The organism is Colwellia sp. BRX10-4 (genome assembly GCF_014077465.1).
In the GTDB taxonomy this organism is placed as follows: Bacteria; Pseudomonadota; Gammaproteobacteria; order Enterobacterales; family Alteromonadaceae; genus Colwellia_A.
The window spans coordinates 1-26,527 of record NZ_JACGVZ010000009.1 but is presented as its reverse complement, the minus strand read 5'-3'; the positions used below and the strand labels follow the sequence as shown (position 1 = coordinate 26,527).

Below are 26,527 nucleotides of genomic sequence, written 5' to 3'. Positions count from 1 at the left end.
ATTAAACATCTATGAAATTTTTTCTTTGATATTTTATATAAAAAACAATGTCGCTAATTACCGATAACTTTGCTATAATTTTCGCGCTTGAAAATCCGCTCGGCGGCAAGCCTCGTTCTTTATAAAAGTTGTTATACTGTTTAATTCTATTTACAAATATGTAAAAGGTAGTCTCTATATGCATCCTATGCTTAATATTGGTATTCGCGCTGCGCGTAACGCAGGTAAAGTTATTGTTCGTGCCATCGAACAATTAGATAAAGTTGAAGTTCAAGCAAAAGGGACAAATGATTTTGTCACTAGTGCTGACCTAAGCGCTGAAGAAGCCATTATTGAAACATTAAAAAAATCATACCCTAACCATACAATTATTGGTGAAGAATGTGGTGTGATCAAAGGAAAAGATGACGACTTCCAGTGGGTTATTGATCCAATAAACGGTACAACGAACTTTATTAAAGGCATTCCACATTTTTCAGTGTCTATTGCTTTGAAAGTCAAAGGTAAATTAGATCAAGCCATCATCTTTGATCCTTCTCGCGGTGAACTTTTTACTGCTAGTCGTGGTAAAGGCGCACAACTTAATGGCTTTCGTATTCGCGTAAAACAACATAAAGAACTCTCTGGTGCCATTGTTGCCACAGGTTTCCCATTTAAGCACAAGCAACACAGCAACGCTTACTTAGAAATGTTTAAAACATTATTTACTAAATCATCAGATCTTCGCAGCTCGGGCTCTCCAGCTTTAGATTTAGCTTATGTCGCTGCCGGACGTGTTGACGGATATTTCCAAATTGGTTTAAAACCTTGGGAATCTGCTGCTGGTGAATTATTAATTATTGAAGCCGGTGGTTTAGTCACTGATTTCGTTGGCGATCACAACCATACTGTTTCAGGTAATATTGTTGCTGCTTGTCCACGTTTATTAAAAACTATTCTAAAAGATATCCGCCCTCACTTAGGTGAAGCGTTAAATAAATAGTCACCATTTAGATAAATAGATTTGAAAGAAGCGCTTACGGCGCTTTTTTTATACCTTGGTAATACTTATTAACATTAAATTTACTTTGTAACGTTACTTTTATTGGTGTTTGGATAAATAAAAGGCACAATATCAGCAATATTTATTTAATCATTAAAATAAGGTTTCTCTCATGAAGTGGGCAGCGCTAAGCTTTTCATTATTAACTGTTCTTGCGAACACTGGCTGTAATACAGCAGAAAAATCAATTAACTCAGTAAAAATCAGCCAACCATCTGATCAGACTGATGTGGTTGATAACGCCATCAATATTGAATATAGCAAGTTCGTCTTAGCTAACGGCTTAGAAGTTGTACTTCATATAGACCGCTCAGACCCAGTTGTTGCTGTTGCATTAACGGCACATGTTGGATCTGCTCGTGAAACACAAGGACGAACAGGCTTTGCTCATTTATTTGAACATTTGCTCTTTCTTGAGTCTGAAAATCTGGGTAAAGGTGGGTTAGACAAAATGAGTGCCCGTATTGGCGGCTCGGGTGCAAACGGCTCCACTAGCCGCGATAGAACAAATTACTATCAAACTGTCCCCAATGATGCTTTAGAAAAAATGATCTGGGCTGAAGCTGACAAACTAGGGTTTTTTATTAATACGGTGACCGAAGAAGTACTCGCCAAAGAAAAACAAGTGGTTAAAAATGAAAAAAGACAAAGTTATGACAACCGACCTTATGGTCATACACAGTATGTTATTGATAAAAATCTTTATCCAGAGAGTCACCCATACAACTGGCAAGTGATTGGTTCATTATCTGATTTACAAAACTCAACACTTCAAGATGTTAAAGATTTCTTTAAAAGCTGGTATGTACCCAATAATGTTACCTTGGTTATTGCCGGTGACTTTGATGAAGCACAAGCAAAAGCTTGGGTACATCAGTATTTTGATGAGATTAAGGCGGGTAATGAAATAACGCCCCTTGCCAAGCAAGCGGCAAATCTAACAACAACCAAGAAAATTTATCATGAAGATAATTTTGCTAAGTTACCCGAACTCAGCCTAACTTGGCCAACAGTCCCACAATATCACTCAGACAGTTACGCATTAAATGTTTTAGTTCAATTGCTCAGTGAGGGTAAGAAAGCCTTACTCAATAAAAAGCTAATTGATGAATTAACCTTGACCTCTCGAGTAACCATGTATCAATACCAATCAGAGTTGGCTGGCCAATTAATGGTAAAGGTAAGAGGCTTTGAGAAAACTGACTTAAACCAGATTGACCAAGCAATTAGTCAAGCACTGAACGAGTTTGAAACAAAAGGTTTTAGTGATGAAGATCTTGCTACGATTAAGGCAGGTCAAGAAACAGCCTTCTATCGTGGGCTTTCAAGTGTATTAGGTAAAGGCTTTAAATTAGCACAATATAATATCTTTACTCAAGATCCTGGTTTTATTAACCAAGAAGCTAAAAATATTTTAGCCGTCAACAAAGCAGATGTTTTACGTGTTTATCATCAATATATTAAAGACAAAAGTTTTGTTGCCACCAGCTTTGTACCGAGAGGTCAAAAAAACTTGGCATTAAAAAACTCTATAAAAGCACAAATCATTGAAGAAAAAATTGTCGCTAATGCCGAACAAAGTTTTGATGCTGGCCAGCAATCACGTTATGTAAATACACCTTCAATTTTCAATCGAGCCAGTGAACCTAAATATGGTGAAGCCCCAACGCTATCGGTACCTACCGTTTGGCAAAGTCAGTTAAGCAATGGGCTACATTTTTACGGGATAAAAAATAGCGAAGTCCCTTTAGTACAGCTTGAGATAACGTTTGCTGGTGGCTTATTACTTGATAATATACAAAAAGTTGGTGTCGCCAACTTGGTCGCTGAAATGATGAATAAAGGGACTAAGTATAAAAGTCCTCAACAACTAGAAGAAGCGATTAATAAACTTGGCGCTACCATTAGTATTTATGCGACTCAAGAGTCAATAAAACTGTCAGCCAGTACTTTAGCAAGAAATTATCAAGCAACTGTCGACTTGATCACAGAGATGCTTTTAGCGCCTCGCTGGGATGAAAAAGAGTTTACTCTCACCAAGCAAGATATTATTAGTCAAATAATACAACAGCAAACCAACCCCAACCAATTGGCTAATAACCAAATGAATAAATTACTTTATGGTAAAAATCATATTTTATCGAATAACTTATTAGGGACATTATTGTCTGTTGAGGAAGTCACTTTAGCTGATTTAAAAATATTTTATCAAACAAAACTGTCGCCAAATTTAACGGATATTCATATTGTTGGCGATATCGATGAAACAAGCGTATTAACGGCTTTTAAAAAATTAGAAAATAATTGGCTTAATACTAAGGCTGTTTTGCCTAAGATGTTACCCGCAGCGCTACCCACAGCATCAACCCTATATTTCTATGATGTGCCCGATGCTAAGCAATCGCAGTTGAGAATTGGCTTACCAGCCTTAAATGCTATGCATAAAGATTTCTATAGTGCTCAAGTGATGAATTATATTTTAGGCGGTGGTAGTTTCGCTTCAAAACTCACCCAAGAATTACGTGAAGGAAAAGGTTATACCTACGGCGTGCGTTCAAGTTTTAGTGGCAGAAAATCAAGTGGCGAGTTTATCATTAGCAGTGGTGTGCGCACCAATGTCACATTAGAGGCTACAGCATTAATAAAATCGCTGGTAGAAAATTATCAAACTGATTTTACTGAGCAAGATTTAGCAACCACTCAAAGCTATTATTTAAAGAGTAATGCGAGAAAATTCGAAACATATAACGCTAAACTGACCATGTTAGAAAATATTAGCCAATACAACTTGCCGATAAACTATGTATTAGCACGAGCAAAATCAGTTCAAAGCTTAACTTTGGCTAACGTCAAGTCTTTAGCCAATCAACATTTACACCATCAACAAATGATTTACTTAGTGGTAGGTGATGCAAAATCACAACTACCACGTTTAAAGGCATTAGGGTTAGGAGAGCCGATTCTTTTAAATGTTAATTAATTAAGAAAGATGAATGTCAGCCTAGTGATTAACCACTAGGCTGACAAATATATAGAGTTCAAAAAGATATAAAGGGTGACAGCGCGTTTAGGGCTTAACCATTGACATTGACTTGTTGCCTATCTTGCATAAATAACACTAACACAAAGCCAATAAATGCCGCAGAAGCCGCTAGATTATAGGCAAGTTCACTGCCTTGCCCTCCTTGCCAAACGATACCAGCAATATAAGCGCCAATCGCACCACCTAGACCATAAACACCACCGATATAAATAGCTTGGCCACGATTTTGTTGGTCGTGATTAAAATGTTGATGGATAAATTGGATAGAAACACTATGGTACAAACCAAAACTCAGCGCATGTATGCACTGTACTAAAACAAGTACCCAAATGACATCGGCAAAACTACCCGTCATAAACCAACGTAACGAGGTGAGTAATATACTGATGGCCAGCAAGGTTTTTAGTCGGAAGTATCGAAAGAATATACTCGCATAGATAAAAATAAGAATTTCAGCCAATACCGAGATGGTAATAAAGATACCAACCGCAAATCCTGGATAACCGAGCTCTCGAAGGTAGAGGGCAAAAAAACCATAATAAGGACCAAAACTCATTTGTAACATCAGGCCAGCAAGAAAAAAGAATATAAATGAGCGACTGAATATTTTATCACTAATTTTTTCGACCTGCTGCACAGGATTCTTAGTCTTTTTTGCAGGGGTGAGTTTCATGCTTGAAAGAAATAGTCCCGCCAGCACCATTACACCTAAATAGGTAAAAGCATCTGCGGAATATCGTTCAATTAAATCCCCTGCTATCACAGCTAAGAAAATAAAACCGATACTGCCCCATAAGCGTATGCGCGCATAAATTTTAGCACTACGTCTAATGGAGTTAAGAGTAAGCACTTCAAGCTGAGGTAAAACAGCGGTCCAGAACAAGCTAAAAATCGCTAAACAAAAAACAACAGGCCAATAACCGTTTAGCCAAAAAAGTAATGAAAAACTCAATAATGCCAACAAGGCTCCACTGCGAATAATGGCTAATTGTTTACCTGATTTATCGGCGGCAAAAGCCCAAAAAGTTGGACCAATAATTTTAGTGGCTGTAATAATAGCCAGAATTTCACCTATTTCAATTGAGCTAAAGCTTTTAGCATCAAGAAAAACAGGTAGGAAGGGAATGATCAAGCCTAAAATAGCAAAATACCAAAAGTAACTCGAAGACAGCCTGACAAACTTGACTGATGTCATCACTTTTGGTTTTTAATTATAAACACTACTTAAGCTTCAATATCAGGTGTTACGCAAACAACATCAGCATTTTGTCCGCGATGACGTAAAAAATGATCCATCAAGGTTAGTGCTAACATAGCTTCAGCAATAGGAACCGCACGAATACCCACACAAGGGTCATGGCGACCTCTAGTTACTAAGTCAGTCGCTTTACCATCTAAATCAATGGTTTTACCACTAACACCAATACTTGAAGTTGGTTTCATCGCAATATTTGCAACAATACTTTGTCCTGATGAAATTCCGCCTAAAATGCCTCCACTGTGGTTACTTGCAAAACCCTCAGGTGTTAACTCATCGCGGTGCTCTGAGCCTCTTTGATTGACGACAGCAAAACCATCACCAATTTCAACACCTTTAACAGCATTTATGCCCATAAGCGCATGAGCGATATCAGCGTCCATTCGATCAAAAATAGGTTCACCTAAACCAACAGGAACGTTAGTGGCTCGCACCATTATTTTAGCGCCAATGGAATCCTTTTCACGAATAATACCACGCAATAATTCGTCTAAGGTTTCAAGTTTAGTTTCGTCAGGAAAGAAAAATGGATTATTTTCTACAATATCCCAATCAATTTTAGTTGCGTAAACATCACCTATTTGGGTAACACACCCCTGAATTTCAACATTAAATTTTTCTTTTAAGTACTTTTTAGCTACGGCGCCTGCGGCAACTCGCATAGCTGTTTCACGTGCTGACGATCTTCCCCCGCCACGATAGTCACGAATACCATATTTTTGCCAATAGGTATAATCGGCATGACCTGGACGAAAGCTTTGCGCGATATTTCCATAATCTTTTGAACGTTGATCGGTATTTTCAATTAACAGCCCAATAGGCGTTCCTGTGGTTTTGCCTTCAAAAACACCCGACATTATTTTAACCTGATCGGCTTCACGACGTGCCGTAGTATAACGAGAAGTGCCAGGACGACGACGGTCAAGATCATCTTGTAAGTCAGCTTCTGATAAGGCGAGTCCTGGCGGACAACCATCAATAATTGCACCTAAGCCTAAACCATGGCTTTCACCAAATGATGTTACGGTAAATAATTTTCCAAAGGTATTGCCTGACATGAATATATCTTCTCTCTATTATTTGAATACACGATTACGGTAAATAAGCTGAATTACTTTTGTTCAAATGCTTGCGTAAAACTATTTTGATGGCTTGTTAACTGTTCTTTAGTCAACATAAATACACCATGACCACCATTTTTAAAGGTTAACCACGTAAAAGGCACCTGTGGATAAACATGCTCAACATGAATTTGAGAATTACCTACTTCACAAATTAAAACACCGTTCTCATTTAAATGACTCGCCGCTTGAGCAAGAATTTCACGAACAATATCTAAGCCATCGACACCCGAACCTAAGCCCATTTCTGGCTCATGTAAGTATTCTTGCGGTAATGCGTCAACGTCTTCTTGATCAACATAAGGTGGATTAGTTACGATTAAATCATAACTTAGCCCCTCAACCCCAGAAAAAACGTCAGATTGAATTGGAATAACTTGTTCTGTTAAACCATGATTTTCAATATTAATTTGTGCAACATTTAATGCATCAATTGATAAATCGAGCGCATCAACCTCGGATTCAGGAAATGCTACAGCGCAAGCAATGGCAATACAGCCGCTTCCCGTACATAAATCAAGAATACGTTTAGGTGGATTTTCTGGTGAAAAATTTGGCGAAAAGTGTTGCTCTATTAATTCACCAATAGGTGAACGTGGTACTAAAACCCGCTCATCAACATAAAAGGGTAAGCCAACAAATTGAGCATGATTAGTTAAGTATGCAGCCGGCAGTTGTTCGACGATACGGCGTTCAATTAAGGCCAATACCGCTGATTTTTCAGTGGATGTTAAACGACAATTAAACACTTGTTCATTTAGTTCTACTGGCAAGTTTAAAGCGAACATCACTAAAGTAATAGCTTCATGCCACGCATTATTAGTACCGTGACCAAAAAAAATCTCGGCTTGATTAAATTCACTGGTGGCAAACCGTAGATAATCACCTATGGTAAACAGTTCATCCTTAATCGGTGAAAAATCAACTTCGTTCACATTTACTCTCTTTATTTAACAAGTTTTATAAGGGGTATTATAACAATTAAATTAATTAATGGTGCAAATTTAAATGAAGATAAATTTTCAAGAACAAGACGATTGATTGACTAATAGCTGGCTATTGTGATTAAAAGCAACGCTGTTTTTGGATATTTAGAGCATTAACATTGATCATTGAGTTAATTTACTGAGTATTATAACCTTTTGCTTGTTATTGCCCACAGATGTTTTTAGAATTTGAATTGTTTTCCCTCTTAAAGTAAGAATGTAGTTTCCAATATGAAATTTAAAGACGCATTGACACCCGATGAGAAAGATTTATTTATGCAGGCTATTGGTAAAGTAAAGCCAATTGTGCAAGATAAAATTGCGCCTATAAAAAAGCAAAGCCAAAATCAATCTTTACATCTTGGAAAAAACAAAGGAGATGCGAAGAAAAAACAACATGCTGAGTTCTACTTTTCTGATGAGTTTGAACCAAATCTGAATCAGCAAGGGCCGATGAAATATGTGCGTGAAGATGTTGACAGCTTTGAGGCTAAAAATTTAAGACGCGGTCAGTACGCACCCGATTTAATTTTAGATTTACATGGTTTAGATCAGAAAACAGCCAAATTAGAAATTGCCGCGCTAATGTTTGCTTGTAAAAAAGAACATGCGAAGTGTGTCTGTATTGTACATGGCTTAGGTTCACAGGTGCTTAAAAATAAAGTCCCACATTGGCTAGTGCAACACCCTGACGTAATGGCTTTTCATCAAGCACCACTTGAGTGGGGTGGTAATGGCGCATTATTGGTTTTAGTTGAACTTAATGATCGCTTCGCTGATATTATCTAACCAGAGCACTAAAGACTGTTGGGTGTCGTATGCGAAACTAACCGCCCTTTCGCTGAACTAATATCATAATCAATAACCGCAATAGAGGCGGTTTCAAATAACGGCGCATGTTGACCACAGGTAAACTCCTCCACTAAATAGCAGACCAAAGGCATATGTGAAACAATAAGTACATTTGCCTGGGCATTATCGATGAAAGCAACATCAATATAATTATGCATTTGTTGAGCTGAGTCTTCTGGCGTTATAAATTCAAGCGTAGTTAGAGTTGTTGTAGTTGCTAAGATGTTTTTTACAATTTTTGCGGTTTGTTGAGCGCGAACATAAGGGCTAACAAAAATAGCATCAAAGTGCTCTTTTTGATGGACCAATTTCTTTGCCATCATTTCAGCTTCACGTTGACCAACCGCAGTTAATTCACGACTTTTATCAGAAGGAGCCATTGCTTGAGCTTGACCATGTCGCATTACAAATATTCGCATAAATTTTCCAAATAACATCATATCTTCAAATCGATGGCATTTTAGCGCTTATTTCAGTCTATAGTATAGATAATTAATAGATAAATTAAGAATACAATAGACTCTAGTTGGTGCTTCAGGTAATTTAACTAGATAATTAAAATAATCTTAGAAACAAACGCTTACCTTTCCAGTGTTCGTCACAAATGAGGTTGCTGCAGTGTTTGCCGGAGCCGATATTGAAACAAAGCCCAAATGACAACAAGCAATATAAAACCTTAACATTAGCTAATGGCTTGCGTGTTCTATTAGTTCACAACGAACAAACCAATAAATCAGCTGCAGCATTGGCAGTAAATATTGGCCACTTTAGTGACCCCAGCAACCGTGAAGGTTTAGCCCATTTTCTAGAACACATGCTATTTTTAGGCACTAAGTCTTATCCTGATGGCAGTGAATATCAAAAATATATTAGTCAACATGGCGGCAGTAATAATGCATGGACAGCAACTGAGCACACCTGTTTTTTCTTTGATATTCAACATCAACATTTTACTTTTGCTTTAGATCGTTTTAGCCAATTCTTTATCAGTCCGTTACTCTCACAAGAGTTTGTTGAAAAAGAACGTCAAAATGTAGATGCTGAGTTTAAACTTAAACTTAAAGACGATATTCGTCGTTTATACGATGTTCACAAAGAAACTATCAATCAAGCTCATCCTTTTTCAAAATTCTCGGTTGGTTCAATTGATACTCTAGCCGACAGAAAAGAAAGTGACCTAACAACCGAAATACGTGACTTTTTTCAACAACACTATCGTGCCAATATAATGACACTTGTTTTAGAAGGCCCGCAGTCACTTGATGAGTTATCGCAATTAGCAAAGAATAAATTTACCGATATAAAAGCTGCAACCTCACCCCCAAAAGCAATAGATACACCGCTTTATTTACCTGAGCACCAACAAATAAAAATCAATGTAAAACCGGTAAAGAATGATAGGCAACTTATTGTTAGTTTTGCAATGCCCAGCATTGACCCCTACTACCGCAACAAACCAGAATCTATTTTGACCTATTTATTGGGCCATGAGGGTAAAGGCAGTATATTGTCTTATCTGAAAAAGCAGCGTTGGGCACTTAGCTTAACCGCTGGTTCAGGAGTAAATGGTTCAAACTTTAAAGATTTCAATTTAAGTATTTCGCTTACTGAATTAGGTGAGCAGCATATTAACGAAATCATTAGCAGTATTTTTTCTTACCTAAATTTAATGAAGAGCAAACCTGTTGATGAGTTTTATTATCAAGAAAAGCAGGCAATCGCTAATTTATCGTTCAGTTACCAAGAAAAACTAAAACCCTTAGATTCTGTTTGTCAGTTAGTTATTAACATGCAGCATTACGGACCCGAAGATTATATTTACGGTGACTACATAATGGATGGTATGCAACAACAAGAAATCAATGTCTTGTTGGGCTATTTATCAGCAAGTAATATGCGCATTATTCATATTAGTGCGCAAAATGAATTTGATAAAAATAGTTTTTGGTACCAAGTCCCTTTCAGTATTGAAAAAATAACTCAACTGCAAATTAACACTTGGGAAAATGAAGCATTAACAGCTAACTTTTCTTTGCCACTAAGTAATCCTTATATTGTCAAAGAGCCCAAAATATATCCGTGTAAACCTGTTGCTAAGCAGAGTAATAAAACCCCCAAATTAATTGAAAAAATTGATGGTTTATCTGTTTGGTTTAAACAAGACAGTACTTTTATTGTCCCCAAGGGCTATATTTACATTGGTATTGATGCACCCTTAACGATAAAAGACAGCAAACATATTGCAATGACACGGTTATTTGTTGATTTGTATAGCGATGCTGTTATTGAACAGCATTATGATGCTGAATTAGCTGGAATTCATTACCATTTGTTTTCGCACCAAGGTGGTATTACCTTACAACTATCAGGGGTTAGTACTAAACAAGACAAGTTACTCGAACAGTTATTGATAAGTCTAGTCACTGAGAACTTCATTGAAGAAAAGTTTGAGTTATTTAAAAAACAATTGATTAACCACTGGCATAACGCGCAAACCAGTAAATCTATTTCACAATTATTTTCGATTCTTAGCTCAACAATGCAACCTAAAAACCCAACCAGTAGTTCTCTCGCTAACGCGCTAGAAAACACTTCTTTTGAAGAGTTTGTCTCCTTTAGAGAACACTTGTTTGATGAGATAACTATTGAGGCGTTAATGCATGGCAATTGGTTACCTGAACATGCGTTGAAATTTAGTGAACAATTAAAGGCAGCATTTAGTCATCATTATTCAGATAAGTATGCCGTTAATGTACCTGTTCTTGATATTGAAGACCAAGGTGACATTCACCTTCCTTTGCATTTACCAGAACATGATCATGCTGCCGTGGTGTATTACCCGTTCGTAGGAAAAGATTTAACAACAATAGCGATAACGATGATCGCCAGCCAAATATTGTCACCCCTATTTTTTCAAGAAATGCGCACTGAAAAACAATTTGGTTATCTGGTAGGGGTTGGCTTCATTCCTATTAATCGTTATCCAGGTATCGCTTTCTATATACAGTCACCGCAGGTTGACGCCACTGTTTTAGTAAAAGAAATAAACGAGTTTATTAATAGAGCACAGGACAATTTAACACTGTTATCTGAGCAAGATTGGCAACATATTCAACAAGGCTTGGCGAGTCAATTACAAGAAAAAGACTCTAGTTTGCGAATAAAGAGCCAACGATTTTGGGCCGCTATTTGTAATAAAGAAACGAATTTCGACGAGAAACAAAAATTGATCAACGTTATTTTGTCATTGGCGATTGATGATATTAGTCGCTTCTTTACTCAACAACTTTTATTTAACAACAATACCGACAGGATAACCTTAGCGAGTTACCAAGAAAACATGGCGGAAAATGATGAGAAAACATTGCAGCACAATGAAAGTATTGAAAAAAAATTAAAAAATTGTCAAAGAAAATACTAAACCTGCCGATAAAATATTAGGGCTATTGATATTAATTTATCTGAGTATCTTATCCATATAAGGGTAAATAAGTTGACTTAACTCTAGCCATGATTTGTAATGTGGCTTGATGCAATATAAATAACAAAAATAATAAAATTGCTTGCTTAATTTATACCGTTCAAACGGTCCAACAATTCATTATAAATATTTTTCTTCTATTTTATATTAGTGAGTGGTGTAAATAAGCCTAATTGAAGCTTCTATCCAAGGTTGTATTTGTGTTTAATTTTTTTCCAAAAACTCATCTGATAAAATTCCAACAGTTATTCCGCATTTTATGCTTACTCACTCTCGCGTTAATATTTGGTACCCAAAGTGCTTTGGCTGAACAAACAACAACAGAAAACCTTATTGCAGAAAACACCTCACTATCCAGCCAAGCCGCTTTAAAATTCAAGCATTTATTAACCACTGAGGGCTTAAGCCAAAATAACGTCTTTGATATTGCTCAAGATCTCGATGGTTTTATATGGATAGCGACAGAAGATGGCCTCAATAGATATGATGGAAAAAACTTCGTACATTATCGTAAAAATTTAGAAAACCCCAATTCGATTGCCAATAACTTTATCCGTAAAGTATTTATTGATAAAGATGGGGTGCTATGGGTTGGTACCCAGAAAGGTTTAAGTAAATATAATGTACTACTTGATAATTTTGAAAATTATTATCATCAAGAAGGTAATAATGAGTCATTAAAAGACGATAAGGTTTGGGATATCTATCAAGATAAAAAAGGAACTATTTGGATATCTACAACAAATGGTATTCAAAAGTACGTTGATGGAGGAAAATTTTCACATATAACCGTTCATGGGCTTAATAATAATATCAAAGAAATAAAAACCATGTATCAAGATGATAATGGTAATTATTGGTTCGGTAGTTATGACAAGGGGATATATTTAGTAAATCTAGATCGCAACTACTCCGGTTCCCTTCAAAAAACAAACAACAAATGGCATATAACCATTGAGGCTAATTCATTATTTGATATAAAGGAAATCAATAAAGAATATTGGTTAGCGACCGATCTCGGCGTTTATGTAATAGATAAAAACTATAATTTAGTTAGTCGCTATAATGTAGATCATCCGGTAAATAAAATTGTTTCAAATAAGGTTCGAAGTATTGTTCAGTTAAACGAAAATACAGTTTGGTTTGGAACCGAAAATGGCTTAAATACAGTTGATTTACGCACAGGTGAAATTAGTTTTCATCAACACTCAATAAATACCTCGAAATCATTAAAAGAAACAATTTTTACAATTACCAAAGACCGTTCTAATAACCTGTGGATAGGAACAAAAGGTAAGGGAATTAGTTTTTTTGTAGAGGATAGTAAATATTTTCAGCATTATATTTCAGGAAATAGCGAACCTTCAATAGTTTCATTTACAGAAACTCAAGATGAAAAACTTTGGTATTATTCTGATAATACGGGATTAAATTATATAGATGATAAACATAAAACAGTCTCTAAAATTAAATTATCAAATGAATATATAGTTCAAATCCAAGCTGACAGTAATAATAACATCTGGTTGGATACCTTTTCAGAAAAACTTTTTTTATACGATATTGAAAGCAATAAAACAAAAAAAATAGATAGTTGGGACAACGCTAAATACGATAGGAGTTACGCATTTCAAGTACACAATAACTACATCTGGTTTATCGACAAGCAAGGACTATTAACTAATTTCCATATTGAGACTCACAAATTTTCTAGAATCAAATATAAAGATAGTGGCCAATTTAAAGCTATTCATATTGATAAAAAAAATACTCTATGGACACTAACTACTAACAATAAATTAATTTCTTTAGATCTATCATCAAAAGAATTTTCATACAAGACAGTCGCAAACATTGAAGATTTACCAGCTATAGAAGTTACCAATATTAAAGTTTCAAATAATTGGGTATGGTTAAGCTCTGAACAAGGTATTTCACTATATGATAAAAATAAAAAGTCGTCTATTCACTTTAATAAAAGTAATGGGTTAGAAAACAACTTAATATATTCAGTGGAACTAGATACAAAGGATAATGCTTGGCTATCAACAAATGGAGCAATTAGTGTTATCTCACCAATTAGTAAAACGATTAAAAACTTTAGTAAAGACCTTCATTTATTAGATAATGAATTCATCTGGAATTCATCAATAATAACATCTAATCAAGATATATATTTTGGTGGAAATAATGGTTTCCATAAAATATTTCCAACTAAAATATTAGGAATAGATCAAGAATTAAATAAACCTATTTTTATTGATTTATTCATAGCAAACAAAAAAATCAATATAGAAAGTAAGCAAAGTCGTTTATCTAATAGCTACACTTTACCCAGTAAGTTAAGCCAATTAACAAAACTCACTCTTGAACATAAACAATCCCCATTTAGCCTTGAATTTATTTCCCCAAATTCCAAACACATAAATCAATTGTCCTATCGCTATCGCTTATTAAATTTAGAAAAAAAATGGATTTATGCAGGAAAAAACAACCATAGAGCAACTTACACTAACCTTAGTGCAGGTGACTATATCTTTGAAGTTGAAGCCTATGATTTGCTAGATACCGTTCCAAGTAAAAAGAGTACCTTAAATATCCATATACTAGCTCCTTGGTGGTTATCAAAAGGTGCCATTAGTATTTATGCCTTACTTATCTTATTAGTCATTGCTTATTTTGTTCAGCAAATACGCCATAAGCGTTTATTTCACTTACAAATTCAAAAAAGTGAAGAACGTTTGAAACTTTCCTTATGGGGAAGTGGCGATGAGATGTGGGATTGGAATATAGTAACTGGAAAAATTTATCGTTCAAATATTTGGGGGATTTTAGAATTTCCGCAAGATGGTAAACGCAACGTAGGTGCAGATAAGACTAACATTAATGAACACGATATTGCGCGTGTTCGTGACGCGATAAATGACCATTTTGATAACGACACTGACCATTTTGAAGCAACCTATCGCGTTAAAAATAAAGATGATAAATGGATATGGGTGCTTGACCGTGGGAAAATAGTTGAACGCGATGAAAAAGGCACCCCAACCCGTATGACAGGTACTTTAAAAGATATAAGTCGCATAAAAAAAGCTGACGAACGTTTAAAGTTATTTGCCAAGTGTATTGAAAATATTTCTGATGCGGTTGTTATATACGATCGTGCTTTTAATATTGTTGATGTCAATAAATCTTACCAACGCATCACCCAAAAAACGCGTAAAGAGATGCTTGGTATAACGTTAGATTTTGCCCAATACCCAAAAAGTTTCACCAAAGATGTAAAAAAGCACTTAATAACCAAAGGAAGTTGGCACGATGAAATCGAAAGTAAACGTGATAATGGCGAAGAGTATTTAACCGACCTAAATATCGATGTGATACTTGATGAGAATAAAAGTATTTCTCATTTTGTTGGTGTGTTTTCTGATATAACTAAACGCAAAGAAACTGAAGCAGAACTGCGAAAACTCGCCAATAGTGATACCTTAACAGGCCTTCCTAATCGTTCATATTTTCAAGCTAATTTAACTCTGCTAGTTAATAAAAAAGCCCCTCATGCTCTACTGGTTTTTGATTTAGATAATTTTAAAAAGATTAATGACTCTATGGGACACGAAGTAGGAGACGTACTTCTATGCCAAGTAGCAAAGAGAATGCAAGCTGTTGGCAGAAAGCAAGATACGGTTTACCGCTTAGGTGGTGACGAATTTAGTATTATTATTGAAAACACCAACGATATCCATACAATCACCAGTATTGCTAAAGATGTGCTAACGACCATTGCCCAGCCACTGAAACTGAGAAATCAAGAAGTGGTTCTTTTTAGTAGCTTAGGTATTGTACTTTATCCTGAAGATGGTATATCACCACAAGAGCTTCTTAAAAACGCAGATACGGCCATGTACCATGCTAAAAATAATGGTGGTAATAAGTATCAGTTCTTTAGTGACTCGATGAACAAAGCTGCTGTTAAGCGTTTACAAGTAGAAAGCTTAATACGCCATGGTTTAAAAGAAGATTCCTTCTCAGTCTTCTATCAACCTAAGATTGAAATTTCTACCGGTAAAGTGGCCGGTATGGAAGCCTTAGTGCGTTTCGAAACCCCTAAAAAAGGCATCATTAGCCCAATAACTTTTATCCCTATTTCGGAAGAAACAGGCCAAATAATTGACATTGGCGAAGTGGTTTTAAGAAAGTCATGTTTTGCAACTAAAAAATGGGTTGATGCCGGGCTATTTAGTGGTCGGGTAGCGGTCAATTTATCAGCGGTGCAATTTACCCAGCCTAATTTGGTTGGCATGATTGCTGACATTCTCAAAGAAAGTCAATTACCGGCTAAGTACCTTGAATTAGAAATAACGGAAGGTACGGTAATGGACTCACCCCAAAAAGCCATTGATATTATGTTGCAAATTCGAGCTATGGGTATTCACTTGTCGTTAGATGATTTTGGTACTGGCTACTCATCGCTCGCTTATTTAAAGAAGTTTCCGCTTAATACCTTAAAAATAGATAAAGCTTTTGTTGATGATATTGAAGAGTCTGAGCAAGGACGTAACATGGTTGCTACTATAGTGACAATTGCGCACAACTTAGGCATGCAAGTAGTCGCAGAGGGAGTTGAGACCAATCAACAGCTCAACTTCCTCTCTGGTTTACGCTGTGAGCAATTACAGGGGTATTTATATAGTAAACCCTTACCAGAAAATCACTTTCAGAAATATCTCCTCTCGCACCAAATAACTAACAAATCGACTGATTTTGGCAAAACGTCACGTTAATGTCACTTTGTAAATAAAGTGACTAAACAACGGCACTACCTTTGACAAAGTTTTGACAAAAATACGATCACACTACCCCCCCCCCTTTAAAAGCCTTATTAAGTAAGGCTCTTAATTCTTGGCACACTCTATGCTTTAACATTCATGAAATTAATAAAAACTAATGAAGGAAATATGAATGCTTAGCTCACTTATTTTATCAATGACAATGTCAGTTTCACCATTACCTGTTATAGAAACCAACTCATTAAATATGATTGAAACAGGGCGTAACCTTAATGGTGTTCGCATCAATAATTCAACATCAGATGTTGAATTAACAGGTCGTAATCTTAATGGTGTTCGCATCAATAATTCAAAATCGGATGTTGAATTAACAGGTCGTAATCTTAATGGTGTTCGCATCAATAATTCAAAATCGGATGTTGAATTAACAGGTCGTAATCTTAATGGTGTTCGCATCAATGATTCAAGATCTGATGTGGAATTAACAGGTCGTAATCTAAATGGCGTTCGTATCTAGGGGTCCAAGATGATCAACTTATTTAAAGCTCTATTTGTAACAACTAAAGCAAACCCTATTGCTGCTAGCATTGAAATTAAAGAAATGCCAGCCAGTAAGTGGTGGAAGTAATAATCATTGAACCACTATTATCAATGGTTAGTTTGAAGAAAGGCACTGTTTGCTACAAGGAATGTAGCTGTCTTATTTTATCTAGAGTGATAAAGAAAAATTAATTTTAAAAACTTCTAAGCTTTTAAAATTAGTGTATTAAAGCCAAACATCTTATTCATTTCCATTCGTTTCTTCATACAGAACATTGGCCAAATGAAAGGCCCAAAAACTAATCCTGCACAGGCCCAACGTTTCAAACCTAAACCACTTCGTAATGCCTGGCAGTAAAAGAACATCGAACAAACAACACTGACAACCGCTAAAAATAACAACATAATATTTACCGCTAAACTGACTAAAAGAATGGCTAAAACTTTATAAGCAAAATATAACTAATTTAGAGTATTTATTCAACTTATTTTTAAAGGGTAAAAAGCATAAAAAAAGAGGCATTAAATGGCCTCTTTTTCGTTAAATTGCCACCGAGGTGGCATAACATTGCCTGTTACTGATAATATTTATTACCGGTTTCAGCCATGGTAATTAATGCCTGACAAGGCTTGAATCGTTCGCCTAGTTCAGTGCTCCACAGGTTCAACTTATTAACAATTACCTCTGCACCTAACGTATCGATATAATGGAATGGTCCACCTAAAAATGGTGGGAATCCGATACCGAAGATAGCGCCGATATCACCGTCTCTAGCATTACGAATAATACCTTCATCTAAACACCTAGCAGCTTCATTCAACATCATAAAAACACAGCGCTGGACAAGTTCATCATTTGTTTTTTGATCTTTAATGATGATGTTTAATAATGGATAGACAGATTCATCAACAAGTTTTTTGGTGACTTTTTTACCATTTTTATCTTTATAGAGGTAAAAGCCTTTCTGCACTTTTTTACCTAAACGTTTATCAGCAATAAGTTTATTAAATGCTTCTGGTGCAGCAAATCGCTCGCCTAATTCAGCTTGTAAAATAGGACCAATTTTAGCGCCTATATCAATACCGACTTCATCTAGTAATTGTATCGGTCCGACGGGAAAGCCGAACTTAACCAGTGCTTTATCTAACTTACCAATCGATTCGCCTTCGAGTAATAATAAGGCGGCTTCATTCATATAAGGCGCTAAGATACGATTAACATAGAAACCCGCTTTGTCTTTAACAACTATCGGCGTTTTACCTTGTTTTTTAGCAAAAGCAACTGTCGTTGAAATAGTTTGATCAGAGGTTTTTGAATGTGCAATAATTTCAGCTAACGGCATTTTATCTACCGGAGAAAAATAATGCAGTCCAATGACATTTTCGGGGCGTAAAGCCTTTGCTGCTATTTGTCCGATAGGTAAACTTGAGGTATTACTCGCAAAAATAGTGTCTTCAGCACAAATACTTTCCATGTCATCAACCATTTTTTGCTTTAATGACAAGTCTTCAAAAACAGCTTCTATAACCATATCAACGTTTTTAAAACCGCTATAATCAACACAACCCGTAATTTTAGCCAATTGCTTTTGCATTTCACTTTTCAACATAAAGCGACGTTTAACTTTTTTGTTGAGTATGTCATAACCATATTTCATCGCATGGCTGATACCTTGCGGCGCAATATCTTTAATACGTACATCAACATTCGCTTTAGTTGCACTAACAAAAGCAATACCACCGCCCATTAAGCCACCACCTAAAACACCAATTTGGCTAATCGGCTTAGCATTAACACCTTCGATGCCCTGCTCTTTTTTCATGTCGGTAGTAGCAAAAAATATTTGTCTTAATTGAGCTGATTCTGGTGACATAACAAGTTCACCAAAATGATCAGCTTCAGTTTGGTAACCACTAACCGATGATTTTTCGATACCAATGCGTACACTATCAATAATTTTGAGGGGTGAAGGATAATTGCCTTTGGTTTTAGCTAATACAGATTTAGTCGCCTGATTGAAAATTATTTTACGGCCAACCGCATTACCTTCAAGTGCCTTATCTAAAACACTGATTTTGCGTTGACTCTTTTTAATTTTACTCGCTTTACCTTGCGCCGCTAGCACTAAGTTTTCAGCAGCAGAAATTAAAATACTGTTTGGCACAACATCAACAACCAAGCCCATCTTCAAGGCTTGTTTCGCGCGTAATTGTTTTCCAGTTAGCATCATATCTAATGCTTTTTGAATACCAACCAATTTTGGTAAACGCTGCGTACCACCGCTCCCCGGTAATAAGCCTAACTGTACTTCAGGTAAACCCAAGGCTGTTTTGCCATTATCACTACAAATACGAGCATGACACGCCATAGCAAGTTCAAGTCCGCCGCCTAGGCAAGCACCATTAATAGCAGCAACAACAGGAATTGAGAGGTTTTCAATTTGATCAAAAATCATTTGCCCATTGCGAGAAAGAGCCGTTGCTTCACTCGCACTTTGACAGCTCGCCAGCATATTAATATCTGCGCCAGCAACAAAAGAATCTTTTTTGCCACTGATTAAGACAACACCTTTAATCGTATTGTCATTACGTATTTCTTTTAATACCGTATCAATTTCTTCAGAAAACTCAGCTTTTAAGGTATTCATGGATTCGCCAATCACGTCCATCACTAAATGAGCAATACCATTGTCTTGGCGAATTAATGTAAACGTACTCATATTGTTACTCTCTTGTTTAAGCGCTTCATCGTTTGCTTGAGTGTTATTAGGTGCAGTCATTAGTCAGTCTCCACTATCATTGCAGCGCCTAAACCACCAGCGGCACATGCGGTAGTTAACCCAGTACCTCCACCTCGACGATTTAACTCATTAAGGGTTTGTACAATTAAACGAGTACCTGTTGCTGCAAAAGGATGACCATAAGCTAACGAACCACCCATCACGTTAAATTTAGCCATATCAATATCGCCAATCGCTTTATCTTGACCTAATTGCTCACGGGCAAATTTTGTACTGGCAAACATTTTCATATTAGCAAGCGCTTGTGCTGCAAAGGCTTCATGCATTTCAATTAAATCTAAATCTTTTAATTCCATACCTGCACGCTTAAGTGCTAATGGCGTCGCATAACTTGGCCCCATAAGCATATCTTGCCAAACATCAATGGCAGCAAAAGCATAACTTTTGATATAACCAAGCGGTTTATAACCTAATTCTTTTGCACGCCCTTCACGCATTAAAATAATGGCAGAGGCACCATCTGTTAATGGTGTACTTGTTGCTGCAGTCACTGTGCCGTGTTTTCTATCAAAACAAGGACGTAATTTTTTATAACTGGCAAGTTCTGAGTTCTCACGAATACAGTTATCTTTTTCAATAAAGCTTTTATAAGGTTCACTGTAGGCGGTCATCACCTCACCGGTTAACTTACCTTCTTGCCAACTTTTTGTGGCTAAAGTATGCGAACGGTGCGCTAATTCATCTTGAGCTTCACGAGAGATATTATGGGTTTTTGCCATCTGCTCTGCAGTCTGACCCATCGATATACCCGTAGAGTATTCAGCAACAGCAGGTGGAACAGGCATAATATCTTTTAGGCCCAACTGACGAATAAGTGATATTTTTTGCCCCAAGCTTCTAGCTTTACTCAAATCAAGTAAGATACGTGCAAACTTTTTTGACACGCCAATAGGCGCAACTGATGAAGAATCAGCACCACCAGCGATACCCACATCAACATAACCGGCCATAATAGCTTCTGTTACATTAACCGTTGATTGAAAGCTTGTTGCACAAGCTCTTGAGACACTATAGGCGTCGGTATTTACATTCATGCCAGTACCCAAAACAATTTCGCGGGCAATGTTTGGCGCTTCAGGCATTTGTACCACTTGGCCAAAAACCAATTGATCTATAATAGTAGGGTCAATATCATGCTTTTTTAGCAATTCATTAACGACAATTTTTCCTAAATCTACTGCTGGTACACCATGAAAAGCAGTGGCTTGTTTTGCAAAAGGTGTTCGCAACCCAGCCACTACAGCGATGCGTTCTCCGTTTCGAGTCGTTAAATTCATTTTTGTCATGTTTTACCCTTCCATCGTAATATCTAATTTTATCGTCTTCAAACCAAGAGGTCTGACCACTTATTGATTGCTTTATTCTAACCTCAAATGAAATAAATACAACTCCCAGCTAAAACGTGAGCTATTCATTCAAAAATAAATTGTTAAAAATCATGTCAAATTGTAAAAAATCCTTGTTTTATGGTACCTGAACCTTATATATATACCCTCAGGTTTAACAATAAAAACAAGTAAGTGGTAGTTAGCATGGCAATTGAACATTTTTCATCTTTAAAAGAATACTTATCTCAACAAATTATAGGTCAACACGCCCTTGTTGAAAATTTACTTATTGCATTGCTTGCCAATGGTCACCTAATTGTAGAAGGTCCTCCCGGCTTAGCAAAAACTCGTGCCGTAAATGCATTAGCTGAAGGTATTGAAGCTGATTTTCACCGCGTGCAATTTACCCCTGATTTATTACCTGCTGATTTAACCGGCACAGATATTTATCGCCCTGAAGATGGTACTTTTGTTTTTCAGCCAGGTCCTCTTTTTAGAAATTTAGTACTCGCTGATGAAATCAACCGCGCGCCAGCAAAAGTACAATCCGCTTTATTAGAGGCGATGGCAGAGGGACAAATTACGGTTGGACGCAATACTTATCCTCTTCCTGACTTATTCTTAGTGATGGCAACACAGAATCCTATTGAACAAGAAGGTACTTACCCTCTTCCTGAAGCACAATTGGATCGCTTTTTAATGCACATTGAAATTGATTATCCTGATGCTGTAAGTGAATTAGCTATTTTAAAGCTCAACCGCGGTGAAGCACTTCAACATAACAAAGAAAGTAAAAAACCGGTAAAAGAAATATCGCAAAGTGATATTTTTGCTGCTCGCGACCAAGTGATGGAAATTCATATGGCACCGGCCATTGAAAATTATATTGTTGATTTAATTATGGCGACGCGTACTCCAGAAAAATATGACGACCAATTAAAAAAATGGCTCGCTTATGGCGCAAGTCCCCGAGCAACCATTGCACTTGACCGATGTTCACGTGCTAGAGCTTGGTTACATAACCGTGATTTTGTTAGCCCTGAAGATGTACAAGCCGTATTCCATAATGTATTACGTCACCGCATTTTGCTGACTTACCAAGCTGAAGCTGAAGGTATTAACAGTAATCAACTTCTTGATCACTTACTAAGCTTAGTCGCTGTTGCTTAAATAGCAGCAATTGCTTTAACAACATTAAATAATGAACGATCAATCTTGTAAGTAAATTTATGTGGCTTAATCAAAAAAAAGAAAAAAACCAGCAAGACATTGCAAATCTGCTTAGTAGTGTTTTAAGTAATGGTATTGAATTATCAATCGATGAATTAATTCAATACCAAAACAAAACTAGACTCATTGATCTCGCTGCGCGAAAAAGTCAGCATGGCCAAATGTCAGGTAATTACTTATCTCGTAGTAAAGGGCGAGGTATGGAATTTGACGAAGTGCGTCATTATCAAAATGGTGACGATATACGTGCCATCGATTGGCGGGTAACAGCACGAACAGGTAAAACCCATACTAAAATTTTTCGTGAAGAAGTTGAACGTCCAGTACTCGTAGTAACCGACCTCAGTAATTCAATGTTGTTTGGTAGTCAGTTTTTATTTAAATCAGTACAAGCTGCACACCTAGCGGCATTAGTGACTTGGCATGCTAAAGGCCGAGGCGATAGAGTCGGCGGTATTGTTTTTAATCAGCATAAACATAGTGAATTAAAACCGCGCAGTCGCAAACAAGGTGTGCTTCATTATTTACACAGTTTAGTAGAAACTCATCGGCATACGTTATCTATCGAACAGCAAAAACACCTAGAACATTTGTCTATTGAGCAGCAGCATGATTCTGCCAATGCTGCTTTTGAAGAGAATTGTGCACGACTAAGACAACTTGCTCGCCCAGGAAGTTTGGTTTATTTAATCACCGATGGTAATTATATTAGCCAAGAAACTATCCGCCACTTATCCCATATCAGTCGTCATTGTGAACTAGTTGTCTGTTTGATAAGTGATCCTCTTGAGCACGACTTACCTAATAGTAAACATAAAATGAACGTTACGGTGACCGATGGAAACTCACGACACCAATTATTAATTGGTGATGAAAAGGCAACTGAAAATTATCATCAACAAGCCAATGAACGAGTTCAATTGAAAAAAGACTTATTACTGAAAGCCGGCGCTCGAGTATTGCACTTCTCATCAGGTCAAACTTTAGAGCAACAATTAACTGACGGAGTTGCCTCATGGAAGCGTTGAAAAAACCGTCTGAGCAATTAGCTCAATTAAAAGATATTCACTTACCAGAGCAGGTTCATAATTACCCATTCGCTTATGGCTGGTGGATCTTACTTGCGTCTATATTAATAGCGCTCGTTTTCGTTATTGTAAAATGGCAAAGAAGCCGAAAATTATCTCATGCTAAAAAATTAGCATTATCAAAACTTCAAAGCACCGATAATAATGACGAAATAATCACTTTATTAAAATGGGCTGCATTTCAGTACTTTCCACGAAAGGAAATTGCCTCGTTACATGGTGAGCAATTAAAAGATTTTTTCAAGAATACCTTAGCAGTTAAGCATCAAGAAAGATTTCTAACCTTATCTGAACAGCAGTTTAGTCATAAATATCAAATCACTAAAAACTCAGAAAGTGAAACGTTGAAGGAAGCCGCTCATCTTTGGCTCAGTCAAGCGCTTCCACCGCAGTTACAAAAGCAAAATTCGGTAACAAAACATGAGAATCAATCATGATTAATCTACTACTACCTTGGGTATTGTTAGCGCTGCCAATACCCTTATTAATGTATCTATTGCCAGCAAAGAATCAAAACCAAGCGGCAGCATTAAAGATGCCAATATTAATTCAAAATGCCTCTAGTCAAAGTTTTTCAGCTAAAACTAAAAAGTCGCCACGTATTTTGTTTTTACTGATTTGGAGCTTAATTGTTCTATCTGCCAGTCAACCGCAATGGCTCGGTGAGGCAGTAAATGTACCCACCGAAGGGCGCGAAATGATGATAGCTGTTGATCTGTCTGGCAGTATGCAAGTTGAAGACATGCAAATAAATGGCAGCACCGTTAACCGCCTAGATATGTTAAAAGTGTTATTAGGCGAGTTCATTGAACGTCGCACCGGTGATCGTTTAGGTCTTATTCTCTTTGGTGATGATGCCTATATGCAAACACCAATGACCTTTGATAGAAAAACAGTGCAGCAGATGCTTGATGAAGCCGTATTAGGTTTAGTCGGTAAACAAACCGCAATTGGAGATGCTATTGCCTTGGCAGTAAAACGCTTTGATGCAAAAAAACAATCAAATCGTGTGTTATTACTGTTAACTGATGGTCAAAATACGGCGGGTAAAATAACCCCAGAACAAGCATTAGAACTCGCAGTCGCCAAAAATATTACCATTTATTCAGTAGGCATTGGCGCTGATGTAATGATTCAAGATTCAATTTTTGGTAAACGTCGCATTAACCCATCTAGCGAATTAGATGAAGAGTCATTGCAACAATTGGCTAGCGAAACGGGTGGTTATTATTTTCGAGCCCGTGACAGTAAAGATATGAGTGAGATATATCAATTACTCGATGCACTAGAACCGATAGAGCAAGACCAACAACAAATGCGTCCCCTTACGGCATTATTTTATTGGCCATTATCTACAGCATTATTATTATCATTTTTTTATCTAATTTGGGTGAACCTACCCACTATCACATTAAAAGGAGCGAATAATTAAAATGGCTGACTTTCACTTTATTCGTCCTTGGTGGTTATTAGCTATCATCGCCTTATTTTTTGCATTAAAACTCCTCAAAAAATACCGGTTGAGCCAATCTGGCTGGCAACAATTACTTCCAAAACATTTAGCAAGCGTATTGGTTGATAAGCAAGACAGCCTGCAGAAGTTGTCGCTTACTTTCCCTTTTATCATAGGTTTATTAGCAATTGTTGCTTTAGCTGGGCCTACGTGGAAAAAATTGCCACAACCCGTTTATCAAATAGCACGCGGGTCGGTGTTAATCATGGACATGTCGTATTCTATGTATGCTACTGATATTGCGCCTAATCGATTAACAAGATCGCGATACAAAGCGATTGATTTACTCGAACAATTAAATGAAGGTGGAATAGGCTTAATCGCCTATGCCGGTGATGCTTTTACGATTAGCCCTCTAACAGACGACATTAATAACATTAAATTGTTATTACCATCTTTGTCCCCTGAATTAATGCCAGAACTTGGCAGTAACCCTCTAGCGGCGCTAACACTCGCTCACGATATGCTGGTTAATGCTGGTCATAGTAAAGGTGATATATATTGGTTTACTGATGGTATCGATAATTATGATATACAAGACATCACCGATTGGAGTAGAAGCAATAATCATCGATTGAATATTTTAGGCATAGGCACATCAGCTGGAGCACCAATAAAGCTTAATAATGGTGAACTGATGAAAAATAACAGTGGTTCTATTATCGTCCCTAAATTATCAATATCGGCCTTAAAAGGCGCAGCAAAAAGAGGCAGTGGTTATTATGCAACACTTGCTAACAATAATAGTGATATTGAAGCGTTACTTCGACAACCCAGTGATGTTGAAGATCAACAACAAAAAGAATCTTCAAATACGGGTGATCAATGGCAAGAAGCTGGTCCCTATCTATTATTTTTTGTCTTAGCCTTGTTATTACCCTACTTTCGTCGAGGCCGTTTATTAGCGATAGTGCCATTAATATTATTAATGGCACCCGTTGATAAAAGCTATGCGCAAAGCACAACATTACCAAGCACAATAAAACCCAATGCAGTGCTAACAAAAGAATCAGTACCAGATAAACAGGTAACTGATAATTTTTGGAAAAATTTATGGCAAACCAAAGACCAACAAGGACAACAACAGTTCAACAATGAAGCTTTTGAGCAGGCCGCAACTAGTTTTGAGGATTCATTTTGGCAGGGGAGCTCTTATTATCGCTCAGGAAATTACGAGCAAGCATTAAAGGCATTCCAACGCCAAGACACTGCGGAAGCTCTGTATAACCAAGGTAATTCTCTAGCGCAATTAAAACGTATTGATGAAGCAATTAAAGCGTATGAACAAGCGTTATTAAAAGATCCGCAGCATCAAGATGCAAAAGCCAATAAAGCTTACCTTGAAGAGTTAAAAAAACAACAAGAGCAGCAACAAGAAAACCAAGAACAGAACAACGAAGAAAACAACGACAAAAATCAAGAGCAGCAAGAACAAAACAAGCAAGAAAATCAGG

The 26,527-nt window shown here is 36.8% G+C and carries 18 protein-coding genes; 11 read left to right on the top strand and 7 right to left on the bottom strand.

Going from position 1 to position 26,527, the window contains the following annotated elements:
• Positions 1-178: 178 nt before the first annotated feature.
• Positions 179-982, top strand: a complete 804-nt coding sequence (gene suhB, locus H4J67_RS09115) for an inositol-1-monophosphatase (RefSeq protein WP_070376083.1) — start codon at positions 179-181, stop codon at positions 980-982.
• A gap of 172 nt (positions 983-1,154) precedes the next feature.
• Positions 1,155-4,022, top strand: a complete 2,868-nt coding sequence (locus H4J67_RS09110; protein WP_182203527.1) for a pitrilysin family protein — start codon at positions 1,155-1,157, stop codon at positions 4,020-4,022.
• A 94-nt stretch (positions 4,023-4,116) separates the two neighbouring features.
• On the opposite strand, the gene H4J67_RS09105 is transcribed toward H4J67_RS09110, so the two are convergent.
• Genes H4J67_RS09105 through prmB form a run of 3 tightly spaced genes read right to left on the bottom strand, consistent with a single transcriptional unit; the run spans position 4,117 to position 7,399 of the window.
• Positions 4,117-5,280, bottom strand: coding sequence for an MFS transporter (locus tag H4J67_RS09105; RefSeq protein WP_182171149.1), 1,164 nt, complete (start codon positions 5,278-5,280; stop codon positions 4,117-4,119).
• Between the two features lie 29 nt (positions 5,281-5,309).
• The gene (gene aroC / locus H4J67_RS09100; protein ID WP_182171146.1) at positions 5,310-6,401 is read right to left on the bottom strand and encodes a chorismate synthase; all 1,092 of its coding nucleotides are present in this window, start codon (positions 6,399-6,401) and stop codon (positions 5,310-5,312) included.
• Between the two features lie 53 nt (positions 6,402-6,454).
• Positions 6,455-7,399, bottom strand: coding sequence for a 50S ribosomal protein L3 N(5)-glutamine methyltransferase (gene prmB / locus H4J67_RS09095; RefSeq protein WP_182203525.1), 945 nt, complete (start codon positions 7,397-7,399; stop codon positions 6,455-6,457).
• 282 nt (positions 7,400-7,681) lie between these two features.
• On the opposite strand from prmB, the gene smrB reads away from it, so the two are divergent.
• Positions 7,682-8,239, top strand: coding sequence for an endonuclease SmrB (gene smrB / locus H4J67_RS09090; protein ID WP_182171139.1), 558 nt, complete (start codon positions 7,682-7,684; stop codon positions 8,237-8,239).
• Positions 8,240-8,247: 8 nt separating this feature from the next.
• Here smrB and sixA read toward each other — a convergent pair whose 3' ends face one another.
• Positions 8,248-8,721, bottom strand: coding sequence for a phosphohistidine phosphatase SixA (gene sixA / locus H4J67_RS09085; protein WP_182171136.1), 474 nt, complete (start codon positions 8,719-8,721; stop codon positions 8,248-8,250).
• A 218-nt stretch (positions 8,722-8,939) separates the two neighbouring features.
• On the opposite strand from sixA, the gene H4J67_RS09080 reads away from it, so the two are divergent.
• The 3 genes from H4J67_RS09080 (at position 8,940) to H4J67_RS09070 (ending at position 17,090) form a co-directional block, all read left to right on the top strand.
• Complete coding sequence (locus H4J67_RS09080; protein ID WP_182203523.1) at positions 8,940-11,723, top strand: insulinase family protein; 2,784 nt, start codon at positions 8,940-8,942, stop codon at positions 11,721-11,723.
• A 260-nt stretch (positions 11,724-11,983) separates the two neighbouring features.
• On the top strand, positions 11,984-16,567 hold the full coding sequence (locus tag H4J67_RS09075; protein ID WP_182203521.1) for an EAL domain-containing protein: 4,584 nt from the start codon (positions 11,984-11,986) through the stop codon (positions 16,565-16,567).
• A 178-nt stretch (positions 16,568-16,745) separates the two neighbouring features.
• Positions 16,746-17,090, top strand: coding sequence for a DUF4097 family beta strand repeat-containing protein (locus H4J67_RS09070; protein ID WP_182203520.1), 345 nt, complete (start codon positions 16,746-16,748; stop codon positions 17,088-17,090).
• A 227-nt stretch (positions 17,091-17,317) separates the two neighbouring features.
• On the opposite strand, the gene H4J67_RS09065 is transcribed toward H4J67_RS09070, so the two are convergent.
• The 3 genes from H4J67_RS09065 to fadI all read right to left on the bottom strand — a co-directional run bounded on the left by H4J67_RS09065 (position 17,318) and on the right by fadI (position 21,200).
• Positions 17,318-17,518: a hypothetical protein gene (locus H4J67_RS09065; protein WP_182203518.1), complete on the bottom strand. Its 201-nt coding sequence runs from the start codon at positions 17,516-17,518 to the stop codon at positions 17,318-17,320.
• A 170-nt stretch (positions 17,519-17,688) separates the two neighbouring features.
• Positions 17,689-19,833 (bottom strand): fatty acid oxidation complex subunit alpha FadJ, encoded by a 2,145-nt coding sequence (gene fadJ, locus H4J67_RS09060; RefSeq protein ID WP_259368546.1) that lies wholly within the window; start codon positions 19,831-19,833, stop codon positions 17,689-17,691.
• Positions 19,834-19,892: 59 nt separating this feature from the next.
• Positions 19,893-21,200 carry an acetyl-CoA C-acyltransferase FadI gene (fadI, locus tag H4J67_RS09055; protein ID WP_182171123.1) on the bottom strand — a complete coding sequence of 436 codons (1,308 nt, stop codon included), beginning with the start codon at positions 21,198-21,200 and terminating at the stop codon, positions 19,893-19,895.
• Positions 21,201-21,446: 246 nt separating this feature from the next.
• On the opposite strand from fadI, the gene H4J67_RS09050 reads away from it, so the two are divergent.
• From H4J67_RS09050 to H4J67_RS09030, 5 genes are all read left to right on the top strand, one after another.
• Positions 21,447-22,412: a MoxR family ATPase gene (locus H4J67_RS09050; protein ID WP_182171120.1), complete on the top strand. Its 966-nt coding sequence runs from the start codon at positions 21,447-21,449 to the stop codon at positions 22,410-22,412.
• Between the two features lie 59 nt (positions 22,413-22,471).
• Positions 22,472-23,500, top strand: a complete 1,029-nt coding sequence (locus H4J67_RS09045; RefSeq protein ID WP_182203516.1) for a DUF58 domain-containing protein — start codon at positions 22,472-22,474, stop codon at positions 23,498-23,500.
• Positions 23,488-23,997 (top strand): DUF4381 domain-containing protein, encoded by a 510-nt coding sequence (locus H4J67_RS09040; protein WP_182171115.1) that lies wholly within the window; start codon positions 23,488-23,490, stop codon positions 23,995-23,997. The genes H4J67_RS09045 and H4J67_RS09040 overlap by 13 nt, the downstream gene beginning before the upstream one ends.
• Positions 23,994-24,992 carry a VWA domain-containing protein gene (locus H4J67_RS09035; RefSeq protein WP_182171112.1) on the top strand — a complete coding sequence of 333 codons (999 nt, stop codon included), beginning with the start codon at positions 23,994-23,996 and terminating at the stop codon, positions 24,990-24,992. The genes H4J67_RS09040 and H4J67_RS09035 overlap by 4 nt, the downstream gene beginning before the upstream one ends.
• A 1-nt stretch (position 24,993) precedes the next feature.
• The coding region (locus H4J67_RS09030) for a VWA domain-containing protein (protein ID WP_182203515.1) at positions 24,994-26,527 on the top strand (1,534 nt) is incomplete at its 3' end.

Coding starts and splice junctions, on each gene's coding strand:
- suhB (WP_070376083.1), top strand. CDS start 179: ATGCATCCTATGCTTAATATTGGTATTCGCGCTGCGCGTAACGCAGGT.
- H4J67_RS09110 (WP_182203527.1), top strand. CDS start 1,155: ATGAAGTGGGCAGCGCTAAGCTTTTCATTATTAACTGTTCTTGCGAAC.
- H4J67_RS09105 (WP_182171149.1), bottom strand. CDS start 5,280: ATGACATCAGTCAAGTTTGTCAGGCTGTCTTCGAGTTACTTTTGGTAT.
- aroC (WP_182171146.1), bottom strand. CDS start 6,401: ATGTCAGGCAATACCTTTGGAAAATTATTTACCGTAACATCATTTGGT.
- smrB (WP_182171139.1), top strand. CDS start 7,682: ATGAAATTTAAAGACGCATTGACACCCGATGAGAAAGATTTATTTATG.
- sixA (WP_182171136.1), bottom strand. CDS start 8,721: ATGCGAATATTTGTAATGCGACATGGTCAAGCTCAAGCAATGGCTCCT.
- H4J67_RS09070 (WP_182203520.1), top strand. CDS start 16,746: ATGCTTAGCTCACTTATTTTATCAATGACAATGTCAGTTTCACCATTA.
- H4J67_RS09065 (WP_182203518.1), bottom strand. CDS start 17,518: ATGTTGTTATTTTTAGCGGTTGTCAGTGTTGTTTGTTCGATGTTCTTT.
- fadJ (WP_259368546.1), bottom strand. CDS start 19,833: ATGAGTACGTTTACATTAATTCGCCAAGACAATGGTATTGCTCATTTA.
- fadI (WP_182171123.1), bottom strand. CDS start 21,200: ATGACAAAAATGAATTTAACGACTCGAAACGGAGAACGCATCGCTGTA.
- H4J67_RS09050 (WP_182171120.1), top strand. CDS start 21,447: ATGGCAATTGAACATTTTTCATCTTTAAAAGAATACTTATCTCAACAA.
- H4J67_RS09045 (WP_182203516.1), top strand. CDS start 22,472: ATGTGGCTTAATCAAAAAAAAGAAAAAAACCAGCAAGACATTGCAAAT.
- H4J67_RS09040 (WP_182171115.1), top strand. CDS start 23,488: ATGGAAGCGTTGAAAAAACCGTCTGAGCAATTAGCTCAATTAAAAGAT.
- H4J67_RS09035 (WP_182171112.1), top strand. CDS start 23,994: ATGATTAATCTACTACTACCTTGGGTATTGTTAGCGCTGCCAATACCC.